This is a genomic window from candidate division WOR-3 bacterium (assembly GCA_016867815.1).
GTDB lineage: Bacteria > Hydrothermota > Tepidihabitantia > Tepidihabitantales > Tepidihabitantaceae > UBA2258.
Map to the genome: position 1 here is coordinate 1 of VGIR01000064.1, position 17091 is coordinate 17091.

The following is a 17091-nucleotide window of genomic DNA, read 5'->3' on the forward strand; positions in this document are numbered from 1 at the left end:
AACGGTCCGCGTCACCGAAAGAAATTGACGCAACAGAGAGAGTTGCCTAAAGTGATGTGGGAGCCGCTAGGAATTTCAACTAACCGAGGGACATGCTCGCGAGATGTGAAGCTCCAGATTAGCGCGGAGAGAAGGTCTAACGCTTTCCGTCGTGCATGCGAGATATTCGTAGACGACGGCGCTTCAACCCTCTTGGCATACAAGGGCGATGGAGTGCAGAGCCTGGCTGCGCTCGCGCTGATGCGCCATGCCTCGGATAGGCGAGGGTCTGCGCGCAACCTTGTTGTCGCGGTAGAGGAACCGGAATCGCACCTCCATCCTCGGGCCATCCACGAACTGAAGGCGGTGCTGGATGACCTGTCGCGACGGCATCAGGTTGTGCTCACCACGCACTGCCCTCTCTTCGTCGATCGTGCTGATATTCAGCAGAACGTAGTAGTTTTCGAAGGTCACGCACGCGCTGCCAGGTCCATTCAGGAAGTGCGCGATGTACTCGGGGTACGCGCCTCAGATAACCTACGCCACGCGGAGTTGGTCCTGGTTGTGGAAGGTATGAGCGACAAGGTCATGCTGGATGCCATCTTGGGCATCGCTCCGGGCTCGCTGCAGACGGCGTTCCGCGACGGCGCCATTGCCGTGTCTGCGCTGGCGGGAGGCAGCAAGCTGACATACCAACTGGGTATTCTTCGCGACTCGCTAGCCCTGTACCACTGCTTTCTCGACAACGACGACACAGGACGGACAGCAATTGAGGATGCTTGGGTCGCGGGCCTAGTCACCGATGCCGACTATCACCTCGCAAGCTGCCCGGGCATGACCAACTCGGAAATCGAAGACTTGCTTGACGTGGACGTCTATCGGGCTGCCATCGAGAATGCGTACCGAATCTCACTTTCAGTGAAGCAGTTCCGGCACGGCAAGGCCAAGTGGAGTGATCGACTGAGGAAGGTGTTTGAAAGCCAAGGGAAGATATGGAACGACCGTACCGAGTTGGAAGTCAAGACCAGGGTCGCCGACTGTGTCCATGTCAACCCCGGTCAGGCGCTGCATCCGGCCAAGCGAGCGTCTTTCGATGCTTTCACTAGCGCGGTTGAAGTGAGGTTGACCGAGCTGAAGCGCTCGCGCGAGTAGGAACCGCGGCCTATCGGCGCCGGCAACCGTTTTCGCGCGTCCAGGTAACTAGGGGAAACCAGGGACGGGCACGCCACCTCGGGAAGCTCCCACGAGGCATTGCAGATTGGCGCGGGCGTAGCCCGCTGGCCTCAAGCCTCCAGCTAGCCCAAGCACAAGCTCAAGCCGGCTGACCGCTGCGGACCGGTCGAGTCAGGACCGAGGTCGGTCGGCCACGCTGGCGACGGCCTCGTTCACGGGCGCATGGACGATGCCAAGCAGGCCGTCGATCGACAGGTCTTCGTCGATTTCCGGCCAGTGAATACCGTACGGCGAAAGTTCGAACCTGTCCCGCTGCGCCTGCGTAGCGCAGGCCAGCCGCTTGGACAGCTTCGCCAGGTCAAACCGGTATTGCCGGCCGTCGACGTCCATCGTCAGCGTCGTTCCGCTAATCCTGACGTCACTGACTTCATGAGCCTTAGTCATCTTTGAGATCCTGAAAGCGCTTCCATTCCGCTATGATGTAGTCGAAGTGCTGGAAGATGATGCTCCGCACCGTTCTGCGGTCCGCCGGACTCATGCCGTAGGCGTAGGCCTCCGTTATCTCGAATGCGCCGGCGTCGAGCCAGTACTTCGCCTCGGAGTCGGCCTTGCTGCAGTGAATGTGAATCGGTTCGTGCCCTTCGTTTGAGTAGAAGTAGAACCGCCAGCCGAGTATGAGCAGAATCGTGGGCATCGGAAGCAGAATAGCAGGACACCGCAGACTGTCAAGTCGGAACCGAAGCAAGCGGTAAGCTACCGACGACACGGCCGGCGAGAATCAGGGGAAATCAGGAGAATCAAGCATCCCATTTCGGGAAGCTAAGGGACATCCTCCGAGGCATTGCAGACTGCAGACTGCAGATTGGCGCGGGCGCAGCCCGCGCGGGCCTCAAGCTGTCAGCCGTGAGCCGGAAGCCATCGGCCGTCTACTGGCGGCTGACAGCGACATTGGCCTTGACCCGGTTGTGCGAGAAGACGGTTGACAATACCGGAATGCAGTCCTATCATGTGCCAGCGAACAGGAGGTCCTGTGATGAAGCTATTCCTGCTGCTGGCAGCCATGGCGTTGTTCATGGGCTGCAAGAAGAACCACCCGCCGGAGGTGACGGCCGTGTCGGCCGGCCCCGAAGTCTATCTCGAGGATACGAGTTACACCTTCACCGCAATTGCCACCGACCCTGACGGCGATAGCGTGGCCGTCCGCTTCGATTGGGGCGATTCCTCGGTCTCGAGCTGGTCCGGCTGGTTCGCAAGCGGGGACACGATTGCGCTGACTCACGCGTGGTTCAACGAGGGGACATACAGGATCGTCGTCCAGGCGAGGGACCAGAAGCTCCTCAGTTCCGACTGGGCCGGCGCGCCATCGACACCGGTAGTGGTGCGCCGGACGCCCGCCCCGTCGGCGGCACCGTCGGGTCCGGACCGAGGGGGCCAGGACTCTGCCTACACTTTCAAGGCCGCCGCCCTCCAACCATACAGCATCATGGTGGCGATCCGGTTCGCGTGGGGCGACGGCGACACGTCTGAGTGGAGCGCTTTCGTCGCCTCCGGCGAGTCGGTGAGTATGAGTCACGCATGGGCCGCGCCCGACACCTACGCGGTAACGGCGCAGGCCAAAGACACCGGCAATGCGCCGTCCCTATGGTCCGCCCCGCACAGCATCGTCATCCGTCCGCCGGACACGCTGCGCATCTGGCGCTTCCCGATAGCGTCCGGCGAAGCGACTTACTCGTACTCGTCGCCGGCAATCGGTCCGGACGGCACCATCTACGTCGGGTCATATGACAACTCGCTCTACGCAGTCAATCCCGACGGTACCCTCAAGTGGCGCTATCTGACCCAGGGGTCGGTGCGCTCCTCCCCGGCCGTCGCTACCGACGGTACGGTCTATGTCGGCTCGACCGGCGGCCTGTACGCCCTCTACCCGAACGGCGACCTCAGGTGGCGCATTCCGATGGCGGGGTCGGTGCGCTCCTCTCCGGCCATTGCCGACGACGGCACGGTCTATGTCGGCACAACCGGGGAGTTCCTATACGCCATCAGCCCGGACGGGATCCTCAAATGGGGCTTTCTGACCGAGAATGATGTCACCGCATCCCCGGCCGTTGCGACTGACGGCACGGTCTATTTCGGCTCCGCCGACCACCGCTTCTACGCGCTGAACCCGGACGGAACGCAGAAGTGGCACCTGGATCTTCTGGACAACTTCTACTACGCTTCACCGGCCATCGGCTCTGACGGCACGGTCTACTGCGGCTCGGACCTGAACCGGATGAATGAGAGCTTCCACGCGCTGAATCCTGATGGCACCCGCAAGTGGTCTCTGATGGCCGGCGGCGATGTCCGGTCCTCCCCGGCAATTGCGCCCGACGGCACGGTCTACATCGGATCGCACGACAGCTACCTCTACGCCCTGAACCCGGACGGCTCAGTGAAATGGAGCTACCAGACCGGCGGGTACATCACCTATTCCTCCCCGGCAATCAGCTCCGACGGCACGGTCTACGTGGGCTCGCAGGACAACTCCCTCTATGCGCTGAACCCGGACGGTACGCTGAAGTGGCGATACGAGACCGACGGCGACGTCAGATCCGCGCCGAGTATCGGCCCTGACGGGACTGTCTACTTCACCAGCAACGATGGTTACCTGTACGCGCTCAAGGGATCCGGCACTCTGGCTGATTCGCCGTGGCCCAAGTTCCACCATGACACGAGGAACAGCGGCCGCAAGGGTGGAAGGCGATAGAACGATAGGGACGCCGGCATCGGGTCTCAACGCGCGGACGGCTCCCTTCCGCCAGCGCAAGCCGGTTGGCCGCTTCCGGCCAGTTCTCGTCCCTTTCCTCTCAGCCTCTTCCTTCCTCTCCCCTATTCCTGAGTACAAGCCCCGCGGTTCATTATAGTGAACCGGGAGTCTCGGGGACGAACGAAGCCCCAAGCCACAAGCATCAAGCTAACCCAAGCGCAAGCTAGAGGCATTTCAGATTGCAGATTGTAGATTGAAGATTGGCCAGACCGTCAGCAGCCGACCACTTGACCACTGGATCACTAGACCACTGGATTCCTCGACCCCTCTTCCCTTCGATTTGACACCCCGGCTCTCGGCCATCCCGCGGCCGAATACGGACCTGAAGCCGCCGGGGTAGCCGACTCTGGCCGGCCTCTCCTGCCCTCCATCCCCTGCCCGCCGGCAGCGGATTCCCTGGCGTCGGTGCTTAGGAGGAGGTTCCGGACCCTGAACGGGGAAGGACGAAAGGGACCTGCCGGCCGAGTCTCTGCCACGGCCTCTTGAGACGCGTCTGGTCAACTCGGTCAAGCTGGTCGGCAATGCTCGCGTCCGTCATGCCGGTTTGCCCCAGCAGTTCCCGCATGCGCTCCCGCCCCAGCCGGTCGTCGCACCTGGACAAACCGTAGAGGGCCTGTCCCGGCCCGCGGGCCACGCCCAGGGCCAGCAGGATGGCCAGCGACTCGGCGAGTATCGGCACTGCCTGCTCGTGCAGGCCCTGGTCCACGAGGATGAGCCCGATGTTTGCCAGTTCGGTTGCCACGCCTGCCTGATAACCGAGCTCGCGCTCCAGGTCCAGCGCGCGCCGGTAGAACGTCAGCGCCTCGTCCAGTTCGCCCCGGCAGCGGTGGATGGTCGCGATCTTGCCCAGGTAGTTCGCCATCACCCAGCGGTCGTCGGTTTCGCGGGATACCGCAAGCGCTGCCCCGTGGTACTCGAGTATCTTGCCGAAGTTGGTCTTGTCCCAGCACAGGAACGCGAGGTTGGCGATGGCGCCCGTCTCGATCCGCCGGTCGCGGATCTCCCGGGCCAGCGCCCGTGACATCTCGCAGTACTCCACTGCCCGGTCGTGATGGCCGGCGTCGGAGCTGACGAGCCCGATGTTGCTGAGGACCATTGCCTGCCCGTGCCGGTCGCCGGTCTCCTGGTACAGCTTCAGCGCGTCCTCGTAGTAGCTCAGCGACTTGACAGGCTCGCCGCCGACGTAGTGCAGGACCCCGATGTTACAGAGCGCCGACGACTGCTCGGCACGGTCCCCGGTTTCGCGCGCGAGCCGGAGCGCAGCTTCTGACTTTTGCAGAGCCAGGTCGAACCTGCCCTGGTCCCGGAGAACCACGCCGCCGCGGTTCAGGGCGGCTGCCTGCCCCAGTCTGTCGGAGCACTGCTCCGCCACCCGGGCGGACTCCTCGGAGCTTTCGAGGGCCTGCTCCAGCCGACCCGAGGTTTGCCGGCAGCGTCCGACCAGACCGTGGAGCGCGACCAACTCGGTCCCGGTTGCGCTCTTCATCGCCGCCTGAAAGTGGGCGATCGCCTCATCCCACAGGCACTGTGCCATCGCGGCCCTTCCCCGCGTGAAATGTGACCTGACTGCCGGCTTGGACTGAGGCAGGCCGTCAAGGTAGTCCATTCAATCCTCCCGGTACCGCGCCGCCGCGTGCAGTTTCTTCGTGCTGCCTTTCGGCCCTGACGGACAGACCGAACCAGTTCCCGGTTGAAGACGGGAGAGGGATAGAGCAGGGCAGGACCACCTCGGAAGGGACAAGAGCATCCACAAGGATTCTACGCCCGCCTCACCGCGTGTCAATCGCTTGCCGGCGGCTCGCCAGAGGAGCGGCTCCAACAACCTGACCGCGCCCCTGGTCGCTACAAGAAAAACCGAGGCAGACTTGCGTCCGCCCCGCGCAACTGAATTCAGGCTTCTGGCTTCGCCCGCGTCCGGCCCTGATACTCCGCGTTGTCGATCTGCGCCTTCCGGCGCATCCCCTCTGGCGCTAGAATGTCAGCTTCAGGCCGGCCATCAGGTATCGTCCCCGGCTCGGCCCCCAGAGCGGAACGTCCTCGGCCAGCCAGTCATCCTGCACGAAGTCAAGCAGGTTGTTGGCGGCGAGGAAGACCGAGTACCCTGCCCCAAGGTCCTTGCTGACGCGGCAGTTCCATGTCGTGTAGGCCGGAGAGGCCGGCCCGGCGACGAGCGAGTCGCCGTCGAAGCGCTGAGTCGGCATACTGCCGACATATTCGCCGCTGAGAACGAGATCAAGCTGCAGGCGACTGAAGGCGTAGATGGCCTGCCAGTTGCCCGAATGGACCGAGCGGTAGGGCAACCGGTCACGCCTGAGCTTGTCGCGGGCGTCGAGCAGTTGGTAGCCCAACCGCAGGGAGAGCCCGCGTGCCGGACGAAAGGCCGCGCTAAGTTCCAGTCCCTGGGTGGCGACGGCTCCCCGGTTCACGTGCTGATACCGCCACACGCCGCTGACCGAATCGCGGGACACCAGTGAGTCGGTAATCATGTCCTCGATGTCGGTACGGAAGAGCGAGGTCGCGACCGACAGGTCGGCGCTGCGATATTCGGCGCTGAGGTTCGCGCCGCGGGAGCGCTCCGGGCGGAGGTCAGGGTTCTGGAGTACGGTGAAAAGCCCCTCTTCCAGACAGAAGTGGGTGACCTTGGAGAACGAAGGTGGCGCCTTGTACCCGGCCCCATATGTCGCGCGGAGCGTGAAGCCGCCGCCCGGCCTGAACACGACGGCACCGTTCGGCGTTACTCGCGGCCCCAGTTCGGAGTGCTGGTCAAGCCGGGCGCGGCCCGCGATTCCGAACCGACCGAGGCTGAGTTCGTCTTCGACCGCCAGGCCGAGGTTGTTCACCGACTTCGTGCCCAGCCTGGTGTTCTCGGCCAGATTCTGGTAGCGGTTAGAGAGCGTTGCCGCCAGACGCTGGTTCCACGGCAGCATCTGCACGTACTGAACCTCGCCGTAGACGACGTCCTCATAGGCGGTGAACCACTTCTCGTCCGAGAAGACGCGCTGCCGGTAGTTGCTGTAGGTACCGCGGCCCGAGAACGAGCTGGTACTGCCGGGCTGCCAGTCGAGCGAGAATGCCGGTGCCCAGCTTGTCAGATTGGGATTCTCATAGGCCCCGACTTGCGCCCGCCCGGCGATGCGGTCGAGACTGCCGCCGTGCCGTTCGTCGGCCCAGTAGCTGCCGCCCAGGCCGACCACCAGGCGCGACCCGAACTGCCGGCGGAGCTTCGCCGAGAAGGCCGCGCGGTCGGACTGGGCATAGTCAGAGATGCCGTCGCCGTTGACATCGGAAGCGCTGGTCCGGTTCTTGCTCAACACGGCGCTCGCTTCCAGCTCATCTATCTTCGCGCCGACCGTGGCGCTGACGTTCATGGTACCGAAGGTCCCGACCTCGGCAACTACCGAGCCGCCATTGCGGGCGAGAGACTTCGTGACCACATTCACCACGCCGCCAAAGGCATCGGACCCGTACTGCATCGTGCCCGGGCCCTTGCTGATTTCGAGGCGCTCAATCTCGGCCGAGGCGACGAACGGCAGTCCGTAATTGCACCCGAGATCGGTGACGGTCGGCAGACCGTCAATCACGACCTGTGTGTACTTTCCGGGCAGTCCCTGAATCTGCACCTCCGCCGCGTTGCTGCTAGGACAACACGAGGAGACCCTGACGCCGGCTTCGCACTTAAGGGCCTCCTGCAGATTGACGGCACCCTTGGCCTCGATGTCCTTGCTCGAAACGACCTCGGCTGCGGCAGCACGGTCCCCGAGCAGCTTCTCCGCGGCCGGCGCGCTGACCTCGACGCCGGGCATCGGCACCGCCGCAGGCTCGAGACGGAAGTCCTGTATGGCCACTTCGCCGGCAGTGACGGTCACTCGGTGCGTGACCGGCGCGTACCCGATCGCCGAAGCAGTTGCGGAGTAGGCCCCGGCTGGGACCCGCGAGATCTCAAGACATCCGCAGGCATCGGTCGCGCCACCCAGCTCGGTCTGCTCCAGGACAACGTTGGCCCCGGCAACCGGCTCGCCGTTGTTGGCGTCAAGCACTTTCCCCGATATGGCCCCGTAGCCGGCAGCCGAGGCTGCGTTGAGCACCAGCAGCAGACCGGCCAGTATTCCTGTCAACTCAGGACATCTCATCTGACACTCCAATCATCGAACGACGCGGACACTCACTCGAACTCTGGTCGAACGGTTGTTAGACGGAACCGGACTCGGTAGTCAGTTGACGGGCGGACCGCGAGGAGTCGGAGCCAGGTAACTGCGGTCGGAAACTGAAGGCGAAGTCGAGCAGCGAAGGCTGGGCCCCGGGTTCTCGCCCCTGCTGATGTCGGCAACCGGGCAGGTGGCGAGGAAGCCATGGGAACCAACCGATGAACCTGTGCCCTGGCGCGCTACCGAACTGCCGTAGGCCTCGTAGCAGCCCTGAGTACAGCCGGGGCGGCCCGCGCTACCGGAATCCTCGCGAATGCTGCAGCCAGGGCTGGTCGGCTCTTCCCCACAGCATCCGCCCGCAGCAGGAACCGCGGTCGGTATGAGCGGACAGCAGACCCAGCAGAACGCCATGTCGGCGACCAGGAAGACCGCCAGCAGGATTGCTACTGCACGACTACGCATACTCGTAATCATTGTACCGGCTGTCCCGGAGAGAGTCAAAGCCGGCACGCCTGCTGGCCGTACCGGCTCCAAAGCTGGGGGTCGCCAGTCAGCGTCCCTGGCGACGGCCTAGTACTCCGCGTTGTCTATCTGCGCCTTCTGGAGCGCGCCCGAGTAGTCGATGTAAACCGTCTTCGGCTCGGAGAAGATGTCGTACGCGGTCCAGCCGCCCTCGCGGTGGCCGTTGCCCGTATCCTTCACCCCGCCGAAGGGCATGTGGCACTCGGCCCCGATAGTCGGGGCGTTGACGTAGGTGATGCCCGACTCGATAGTCTCGATCGCCTTCATCGCCAGGTTGACATTGCGCGTGTAGATTGACGACGACAAACCGTAGGGCGTGTCGTTCAGCACCCTCACCGCCTCTTCGAAGTCCCTGACCTTGATGCAGGAGAGCACGGGGCCGAAGATCTCTTCCCGGGCGATGCGCATCGCGGGCGTGACGTCGCCGAACACGGTCGGCTTGTAGAAGAAGCCCTTGTCGTACGCGCCGCCCTTGAGCGGCTCGCCGCCGCAGAGAAGCTTGGCCCCTTCCTGCTTACCGATCTCCACGTAGCCGTGGACGGAGTTGCGCTGGCCGTCGCTCACGCACGGCCCTACTTCGTTGCTCTCGTCGAGCCCGTTGCCGACCTTCAGTTTCCTGGCCCGCTCGACCACCATTCCCACCAGCTTGTCGTAGACTCCGGCCTGGACGATCAGCCGCGAGGTCGCGGTGCAGCGCTGGCCGGTGGTGCCGAACGCGCCCCAGAGCACGCCTTCGAGCGCCAGGTCCAGGTCCGCGTCGTCTAGCACTATCTCCGCATTCTTGCCGCCGAGTTCCAGCGAGCAGCGCTTCAGGCTCCGGCCGCACACCTCGGCGATGCGCCGGCCGACATCGGAAGAGCCGGTAAAGGAAATGCCGCTTACGTCCTGATGGTTCAGCAGCGCCTCGCCGACGGCCGCGCCGCCGCCGTAGACGATGTTCACGACGCCGGCCGGCACGCCCGCCTCGGCCAGCGCCGACACAAACTCGTGCACCGTCGCCGGGGTCAGGGTCGCCGGCTTGATGACCGCGGTGTTACCGCAGGTGAGCGCCGGGAAGAGCTTCCATGAGGGTATGGCCATCGGGAAGTTCCAGGGGCAGATCATGCCCCAGACGCCCATCGGCTGCCGCGTTACGAAGGCCATCTTGTTCGCGAGCTCGCTCGGAACGACCGTGCCCCATAGCCGGCGGCTCTCGCCTGCCGCGTACAGGCCGGTGTCGATCGCCTCCTGCACGTCGCCGCGCGTCTCTTTGAGCACCTTGCCCATCTCGCGCGTCGCTATCTTCGCGCACTCTTCCTTGCGGGCAATCAACTTCTCGGTCGCCCGGCGCATGATCTCGCCGCGCGCCGGAGCAGGGGTCGCCTTCCACTTCGGATAGGCCGCCCTGGCCGCAGCCACGGCGTCGGCCACGTCGGCCGCGTCGGACGACGGGAACATGCCGACCAGGTCGTCGGTGTCGGCCGGGTTCCGGTTCTCATAGGTCCTGCCGGACTTCGCCGGCACGTACTTTCCGCCAATGAAGTTCTTGTACTCCGTTGCCACAGGGTCTCCTTTGCTATGGGGAAAGGAGAAAGTAGAAATGTCGAAGTCCCGACTTGGGATTTCCCACTTTCAACTTTGCCTCCGCCTTCAGTCCGTTACCAATCGGACAGTATCCTCCGCCGTCACGGCCGGAACGATGCCCTTGATCTCCCACGTCCTGAGCCCGACCACCTTCTTGCCCGCTTTCAGGGCGAATCCGATCTCCGATAGCGTACCGTAGGACCCGCCAACTGCAATGAGGGCATCAGCGGTCCGGATGATGGCGAGATTCCGCGCCTCGTTGATTCCAGTCGCGATGGCAACGTCGACGTACCGGTTGGCGTCGGCGCGGTCAGGGCCGGGCAGAATTCCAATCGTCGTGCCACCCGCGGCCTTCGCGCCCCGGCACGCCGCCTCCATCACGCCGCCCATTCCGCCGCAGACCAACACGGCCCCGGCCGCCGCAATCCGTCCTCCCACATCCTCGGCCACCCGCGCCAGCTCAGTATCGCACTCGCCCGCGCCGATTACGCCGATGTACCTGCGAGCCGACATCCGCTACTCGAACAAAGACACCGTCTTGAACTGGCTCACGTCTACCAACCCACGGTCGGTGAGCTTCAGTTCTGGGATGACAGGCAGAGCCAGGAAAGAAAGCGTCACAAAGGGGTTGGCCAGGCGCGAGCCCCAGACGTGAGCCTTGTCGAGCAACTTCGTCAGGTTCTCTGCCACCTCCTCGGCCGGCCGGTCCGACATGAGGCCGGCAATTGGCAGCGCCAGGGCTGCGGCAACCTTGCCGCCGGCAATCGCCACCAACCCGCCGCCCATCCGCTTCAGTTCCTTTGCCGCCTTGAGCATGTCCGCGTCATTCGTGCCGACGATGATGATGTTGTGCGAATCGTGCGCAACCGTGGTGGCGAGAGCGCCTTTCTTCAACCCGAACCCTGACACCAGGCCCAGCCCGATGCGGCCGCTCGCCTTGTGCCGCTCGATGACGGCCAGCTTGAGTATGTCGCGCTCCGTGTCGACGACAACCAATCCCTTCTGCACTGCGACGGCGTGCGTGTGTTTCTCGGTGAGGATCTGGTCAGGCACGAGCCGTATCACGCGTGCAAGGTCGCCCTGCGCCTTGATGGCGAAGCTCCTGGCGGTTAGATTCCTGATCTTCACCGTGCCCGTCACGGACTTGTCCTTGAGGACGGGCAGCTTGACGAGCAGCTTCCGATCCTGTGCTACTGGGCGGCCGTTCTTGAGCACCATCCGGACGTTGAAGCGCGCAAGGTCCCCGACCACCACCACGTCGGCGGCGTACCCGGGCGCGACTGCTCCTCTATCCTTGAGTCCGAAGCACTCGGCCGCGTTCAACGTCACCATCTGGACGGCAGCCGCGGCGCTCAAACCCTGTGAAACCGCCTTCCGCAGTGTGGCGTCGAGGTAGCCGTGGCGGAGCAGTTCTTCCGGGTGCTTGTCGTCGGTGACAAAACAGCACCGCCGCATGTTGAAGTCGTTGACTACGGGCAGCAACCCGGTCAGGTTCCTCGCGGCCGATCCCTCACGCACCATCACCCTCATGCCCGAACCCAGCTTCTCCAGCGCCTCGTGCGGCCCGACGCACTCATGGTCCGAACCAACGCCGGCCGCGATGTACGCCTGCAGGAGCTGGCCGACCACGCCCGGCGCGTGCCCGTCAATCGGCTTGCCCATCTCCTTCGCCGCCAGCAGCTTGGCCAGCACTTCTTTATCGGCGAAAGCGACGCCGGGGTAGTTCATCATCTCAGCCAGCCCAATGACGCGGTCCAGCTTCAACAGGGCGGCGGTATCCTTCGCCGACACGCAGGCGCCGGACGTCTCCATGCTGGTTGCCGGCACGCAAGAAGGGGCCATCAGTAGAACGTCCAGCGGCATCCCCTCGCTCGCCTTGAGCATGTACTTCACGCCGGCGACACCCAGCACGTTGGCGATCTCGTGCGGGTCCGCGACGACCGTTGTCGTCCCGTGTATCAGGGCAAGACGCGCGAACTCGTGCAAGGACAGAAGAGAGCTCTCGATGTGGATGTGGCCGTCGATGAATCCGGGCAGGATGTACTGGTCCGCGAGGTCATAGCACTCGAGCCCCTTCGTGTACTCCGGCCCGACCCCGGCGATCTTACCATCCTTGATGGCGACGTTGGCGCGTCCGGTCTGGCCGGTGAATACATTGACGACGCGGCCGTTGGCGAGGATGAGGTCAGCCGGTTCTTCTCCGCGCGCGACGGCCAGCAGACTCTCGACGTTCGATTCAGGCTTCGCGCTTCGCGTTTCGGACTTCCGCAACTTCCTTCTTTCAGCCTTCATGCTTCATCCTTTCGTCGGAACCCGAATGGACGCCACGAAAACACGAAAGCCACGAAACGGACGGATTCCGAAACTGGTCAGTTCGTTTCATCCGATTCGTGCCTTCGTGGCTCACATCCCGGGATTCGCTCCCTTCACCTCATTCCTCAATGTAGCCGACGTAGGGCAGTGCGCGGTATTGCTCGGCGAGGTCTACTCCGTACCCCACGACGAACCTGTCCGGCACCTCGAACCCCACGTAGTCGGCGCTGATACCAACCCGACGGCGGGCCGGCTTGTCCATCAGCGCGACAATCTTCAGACTCCTCGGCTGTCTAAGCCTCAGATTGTCAACGATGTAGTTGAGCGTCAATCCCGTATCGATGATGTCCTCCACCACGAGGACGTCACGCCCCTCAACCCGGCACTTGACGTCGAGCACGGTCTTGACCTCGCCTGAGCTTTCGGTGTTTGCCCCGTAGCTCGAGACCATGGTGAAGTCGACGGCCAGGGGGACGGTCAGCAATCGGACGAGGTCGGCGAGGAAGACCCAGGAACCCTTCAGGACGCCGATGACCAGCAGCTCACGGCCCGCATAGTCGGCCGAAATCTGCTCGGCCAGCTCGCGGACCCGCGTGGCGATTTGTTCCTCAGTGAGAAGTACGGCCGGAAGGCCCGGGTTTCTATCCACAGATTCCGCAGATACCACAGATTCCCTTCGGGAACCGATCGGTGCAATCTGTGTAATCTGTGGATCTCCTTTCGGAGAAGTCGGGGTGACTGGATTTGAACCAGCGACCTCTTGGTCCCGAACCAAGCGCGCTAACCAGCTGCGCTACACCCCGAAACAAAACGAAATGTGTCCGAGGGTTCGAGGGTTCCGGGGTTCCGGCAGGAGCAGCGGTTTGGGACGCGGCACCTGAGACCTTGAACCCATGAAACCTTGAACCCGCTCCTATCATAGGTCAAAACCCCTGGCAGTCAACATATACCAGCCCCCTGACCCCGGAATTGACGGCCACGAAGACACGAGATCGGATGAATTCAAGGAAGAGATTCTGCCGCACCCATCCGTTCCGTGGCCTTGGTGGCTCAGTGTCGGATATGGGGATCCCCTAGTCCCTGGTCCCTCGTCCTTCGCCGTTGCGGACGAACGGCACGAAGGCAACACCCATCAGGTGACGCTGGACGGTCTTCTTACCGTGCTTCGCCAGCAAGGTGAGTACCTGCGAGCCCGGCGGCCCCACGGGAACGATCATCTTCCCGCCGTCAACCAGCTGTTCGGCCAGTGGATAGGGCATGGTTTCGGCGGCGGCGGTCACGATGATGCGGTCATAGGGAGCGAACTCCGGCCAGCCGCCGTGGCCGTCTCCCACCCGAAAGCGCACGTTCCGGATGTCCAGCCGCCGGAGGATCAGACTCGCCCGGACTGAGAGGTCTTTGATTATCTCCACGGTGTAAACCATCCTGGCGACGCTCGCAAGGACCGCCGCCTGGTAGCCGGAGCCGGTGCCGATTTCCAGTACCTTGCACTCCGGGGTCAACTCCAGAGCCTCGGTCATCGCGGCGACAATGAAGGGTTGCGAGACAGTCTGGCCGTCCGCCAGCGGAAGTGGATGGTCCTCGTACGCGTGGTGCCACTGTCCTTCCGGGACGAAGATGTGCCGCGGTATCGCCGCCATCGCCGCCAGCACCCGCGGGTCGCGGACGCCCCGCGCCGCAATCTGCTCCTCGACCATCCGCTTCCGGGCCTGAACGTAGTTGTCCATCGCCTCAGTATAGAAACGCCGCAGGGTTGGTCAATGAACTAATCCAAGCCCAGACGTCACGAACCACGGAGCACGGACGGGAAATGAAGACCATCGCCGCCGATGCACGTCAATCAACGCCGATGGGAACACCTGGTTCGGAGCCACATCCGCGTTCGTCTGCGGCCACATCTCTCCTGCCCTAGGATCGGCTCCCAACTCTATCTGCGTCCATCTGCGTTCATCGGCGGTTACATCTCCGCTGCCTGCGATTCGGCTCCGGACTCTATCTGCGTCCATCTGCGTTCATCGGCGGTTGTGCGCAGCTCGGATTCTGGCCGTCAATGCACGCCGATCAACGCCGATGGGAACACCGGGTTCGGAACCACATCCGCGTTCGTCTGCGGTCACATCTTCCCTGCCTGCGGTTCGGCTCCAGACTCTATCTGCGTCCATCTGCGTTCATCGGCGGCTTCATCGACTCCGGCGATTCGAGTTTCTCTGCGTTCCTCATGGACATTGATTCCAGTGCTTGTACACTGCACGCGATGAACGACAACCCCAATTGGTCGCGCGAGTTTCCCGCCGCCATCACCGTCTGCGACCGCTGCGGAATCATCCTCGAAATGAACGACAAGGCGAAGAGCACATTCTCCGGCAACCTGGTCGGAAAGAACGCGCTCGACTGCCACCCCGAACCTGCCCGAACCAAGCTGGCCGAACTGCTTGCCACCGAGAAGAGTAACGTCTACACGATCGAGAAGAACGGCAGGAAGAAATTCATCTACCAGTCGCCCTGGTACAAGGACGGTGAGTTCGCCGGACTCGTGGAACTCTCGTTCGAACTCCCTGAGTCTCTCCCCCACTTCCGGCGCGACTAGGTCGCGGCGTCCAGGGTCGCATCCGGCGCCGCCGCGATATCGCTGGCCGCGAGGTAGATGCCCCCGCAGACAATTGCGCCGCCGACTATCTCGAAAAGAGTAGGCGGCTGCCGCAGCAGAAGCCACGCAAGCAGGGTCGTGCCAACCGGCTCACCCAGCACCGCCATGGCGACGGTCGGCGCGGACACGTACCTAAGCGCCCAGTTGAAACTGGTGTGGCCGAGCAATTGCGGACCCAGCCCGAGCAGGAAGATGAACAGCCACGCCCGGCCGGAATGACCGGTCAGCCGGGTTCCGCTTGCAAGCGCATACCCGAACAGGACTGCGGCCGCGATGCCGTAGACCACGTATATGTATGAGACGAGCGACAGACGGGGCCTGACGCTGCGTCCGGCCATCAGGTACCCGCCCGCGCAGGCCGCCCCGGCCAGGGCCATCAGGTTGCCGACCGTGACCGCCGTTGACTTGAGCTGAGGCCCGGCGATGAACGCGGCGCCGATCACTCCGAGAACCACGGCCAGTACGAGCCGCCACGACACTTTTTCCCTCAGAACCAGGGGCGACAGCGCGGCCACGAAGATGGGGTTCATCGCCACCAGCACGACCGAACTCGCGACCGTCGTGCGGTTCAGTGACTCGATCCAGACTGCGAAGTGAGCGGCGAGCAGCACGCCCGACACCACCAGCGGCCACACCGGCAGTCCGGCGAACTCGGCCCGCCGGCCCCGGAACCGCGCCCAGAAGAAAGGAGTGAGGACCAGCATCGCCACAACCATGCGCCCGGCGGCGACTACTGCGCTGGGCGCGGGCGTGACCCGGATGATGACCGAGGCGAACGAGAGAACCACGACGCCGGCCCCAAGGCCGGCGAGGACGCGGGGGCGCGAAACCGCCATCGCTAGACTCTCGCGGCAAATCCGCGACTGTCAAGCAAGACCGCCTGGCCCGAGAGCCGCCATTCGGGGAGTTTCAGGGGGAGTTTCAGGGACACGTTACTTAACTCCTAATCCGTCAAGGATAGTCACCCCATTTCGGGAAGCTCCCACGAGGCATTTCGGATTGCAGATTGCAGACGACGGGCCTGATGTAGCCGCTATCCGTCGCCACGACGGCGGGAGCCGGACGCGGGCCCGGCTCGCATGTTGTTGGTCGCCGGATTCTATCGCGCTTTGACCAGCCGGGCGTAGCTAGCGCTGCCGCCCTGGTCAAGCCGCAGAAGGTACACGCCGGCGGGCACCGGGTGCCCGTCCCGGCCGGCTCCGTCCCACGTTGCCGAGGTCAGTCCCGCGTCAAGGAATCGCACGACTCGGCCCTGCGCGTCGAGGATGGAGAGGCTCACGTGGCCTTTTCCCCTCGGCATGAACCTGATGGCGGTGGCGGAGCGGAACGGGTTGGGACTGACCGCCACTAGATGCGCTGTCGTCACGACATCCGGCCCGTTCTGTTCAAAGCCGGTCGCGGGACTGACAACGACCGAGCCGGACATCGAGAGGTAGTGAGGCTGGCAGTAGTAGGGAAAGGTGCCGGGGTCGTTGAACACCCGGCTGTAGCTTGCGCCGGGGCCCAGCAGGCCGGAGTCCCATATCCCGTCAGGGACACCACCGACGCCGCTGGTGCTCGTATGGGTGAACGCGCCGTTGTTGGTCCACACCACCGTGTCCCCCTGCACCACGTTTGCAGGAGTCGGAGTGAAGGCATACTCGGCGATGCTGACCGGAACTACTGTTGCCCAGGCCAGCGCCAAACCCAGGCTCATTACCATCAATGACAATCTCATAGGGTCCTCCTGGTGCGTTTCTACCAGCCTTAGACCCGACCTTGGCCGGCCAGGTGCTTGCGGCGAGGGGCCAGACCGGGGGGATTTCGGGGACACTTTACTAAATAGAATCCGATAGAGCATGTCCCTCGGTTAGTTGAAATTCCTAGCGGCTCCCACATCACTTTAGGCAACTCTCTCTGTTGCGTCAATTTCTTTCGGTGACGCGGACCGTTCCAGTGCACTC

The 17091-nt window shown here is 63.5% G+C and carries 15 protein-coding genes and 1 tRNA gene; 3 read left to right on the forward strand and 13 right to left on the reverse strand.

Features of this window, described 5'->3' with window-relative positions; translation table 11 throughout:
• The first annotated feature begins 42 nt into the window (after nucleotides 1-42).
• The gene (locus FJY68_09955) at nucleotides 43-1131 is read left to right on the forward strand and encodes a hypothetical protein (GenBank protein MBM3332151.1); all 1089 of its coding nucleotides are present in this window, start codon (nucleotides 43-45) and stop codon (nucleotides 1129-1131) included.
• A 192-nt stretch (nucleotides 1132-1323) separates the two neighbouring features.
• Here FJY68_09955 and FJY68_09960 read toward each other — a convergent pair whose 3' ends face one another.
• Nucleotides 1324-1596 carry a DUF2442 domain-containing protein gene (locus FJY68_09960; GenBank protein ID MBM3332152.1) on the reverse strand — a complete coding sequence of 91 codons (273 nt, stop codon included), beginning with the start codon at nucleotides 1594-1596 and terminating at the stop codon, nucleotides 1324-1326.
• On the reverse strand, nucleotides 1589-1846 hold the full coding sequence (locus FJY68_09965) for a DUF4160 domain-containing protein (protein ID MBM3332153.1): 258 nt from the start codon (nucleotides 1844-1846) through the stop codon (nucleotides 1589-1591). Before FJY68_09965 ends, FJY68_09960 begins: the two co-directional genes overlap by 8 nt.
• Before the next feature lie 312 nt (nucleotides 1847-2158).
• Here FJY68_09965 and FJY68_09970 point away from each other — a divergent pair, with 312 nt between their 5' ends.
• Nucleotides 2159-3898 carry a PQQ-like beta-propeller repeat protein gene (locus FJY68_09970; GenBank protein ID MBM3332154.1) on the forward strand — a complete coding sequence of 580 codons (1740 nt, stop codon included), beginning with the start codon at nucleotides 2159-2161 and terminating at the stop codon, nucleotides 3896-3898.
• A gap of 469 nt (nucleotides 3899-4367) precedes the next feature.
• On the opposite strand, the gene FJY68_09975 is transcribed toward FJY68_09970, so the two are convergent.
• From FJY68_09975 to FJY68_10015, 9 genes are all read right to left on the reverse strand, one after another.
• A complete protein-coding gene (locus FJY68_09975) occupies nucleotides 4368-5564 on the reverse strand; it encodes a tetratricopeptide repeat protein (GenBank protein MBM3332155.1) in 1197 nt (398 codons plus the stop codon).
• A 364-nt stretch (nucleotides 5565-5928) separates the two neighbouring features.
• Nucleotides 5929-8088, reverse strand: a complete 2160-nt coding sequence (locus FJY68_09980) for a TonB-dependent receptor (GenBank protein MBM3332156.1) — start codon at nucleotides 8086-8088, stop codon at nucleotides 5929-5931.
• Between the two features lie 81 nt (nucleotides 8089-8169).
• Complete coding sequence (locus FJY68_09985; GenBank protein MBM3332157.1) at nucleotides 8170-8565, reverse strand: hypothetical protein; 396 nt, start codon at nucleotides 8563-8565, stop codon at nucleotides 8170-8172.
• Between the two features lie 108 nt (nucleotides 8566-8673).
• Entirely contained in the window at nucleotides 8674-10167 is a 1494-nt protein-coding gene (locus tag FJY68_09990; GenBank protein MBM3332158.1) for an aldehyde dehydrogenase family protein, read from the reverse strand.
• A gap of 87 nt (nucleotides 10168-10254) precedes the next feature.
• Nucleotides 10255-10701 (reverse strand): TIGR00725 family protein, encoded by a 447-nt coding sequence (locus FJY68_09995; protein ID MBM3332159.1) that lies wholly within the window; start codon nucleotides 10699-10701, stop codon nucleotides 10255-10257.
• A gap of 3 nt (nucleotides 10702-10704) precedes the next feature.
• Nucleotides 10705-12480, reverse strand: coding sequence for an adenine deaminase (ade, locus tag FJY68_10000; protein ID MBM3332160.1), 1776 nt, complete (start codon nucleotides 12478-12480; stop codon nucleotides 10705-10707).
• Between the two features lie 139 nt (nucleotides 12481-12619).
• Nucleotides 12620-13276, reverse strand: coding sequence for a hypoxanthine phosphoribosyltransferase (gene hpt / locus FJY68_10005; GenBank protein MBM3332161.1), 657 nt, complete (start codon nucleotides 13274-13276; stop codon nucleotides 12620-12622).
• A tRNA-Pro gene (locus tag FJY68_10010) sits at nucleotides 13231-13304 on the reverse strand. Before FJY68_10010 ends, hpt begins: the two co-directional genes overlap by 46 nt.
• 270 nt (nucleotides 13305-13574) lie before the next feature.
• Nucleotides 13575-14228 (reverse strand): protein-L-isoaspartate(D-aspartate) O-methyltransferase, encoded by a 654-nt coding sequence (locus tag FJY68_10015; GenBank protein ID MBM3332162.1) that lies wholly within the window; start codon nucleotides 14226-14228, stop codon nucleotides 13575-13577.
• Between the two features lie 527 nt (nucleotides 14229-14755).
• Between FJY68_10015 and FJY68_10020 the strand changes: the two genes are divergently transcribed.
• Nucleotides 14756-15088 carry a diguanylate cyclase gene (locus FJY68_10020; GenBank protein MBM3332163.1) on the forward strand — a complete coding sequence of 111 codons (333 nt, stop codon included), beginning with the start codon at nucleotides 14756-14758 and terminating at the stop codon, nucleotides 15086-15088.
• Here the strand turns inward: FJY68_10020 and FJY68_10025 are convergent.
• Nucleotides 15085-15984, reverse strand: coding sequence for a DMT family transporter (locus FJY68_10025; protein ID MBM3332164.1), 900 nt, complete (start codon nucleotides 15982-15984; stop codon nucleotides 15085-15087). The genes FJY68_10020 and FJY68_10025 overlap by 4 nt on opposite strands.
• A 263-nt stretch (nucleotides 15985-16247) precedes the next feature.
• A complete protein-coding gene (locus FJY68_10030; GenBank protein ID MBM3332165.1) occupies nucleotides 16248-16988 on the reverse strand; it encodes a T9SS type A sorting domain-containing protein in 741 nt (246 codons plus the stop codon).
• Between the last annotated feature and the right edge of the window lie 103 nt (nucleotides 16989-17091).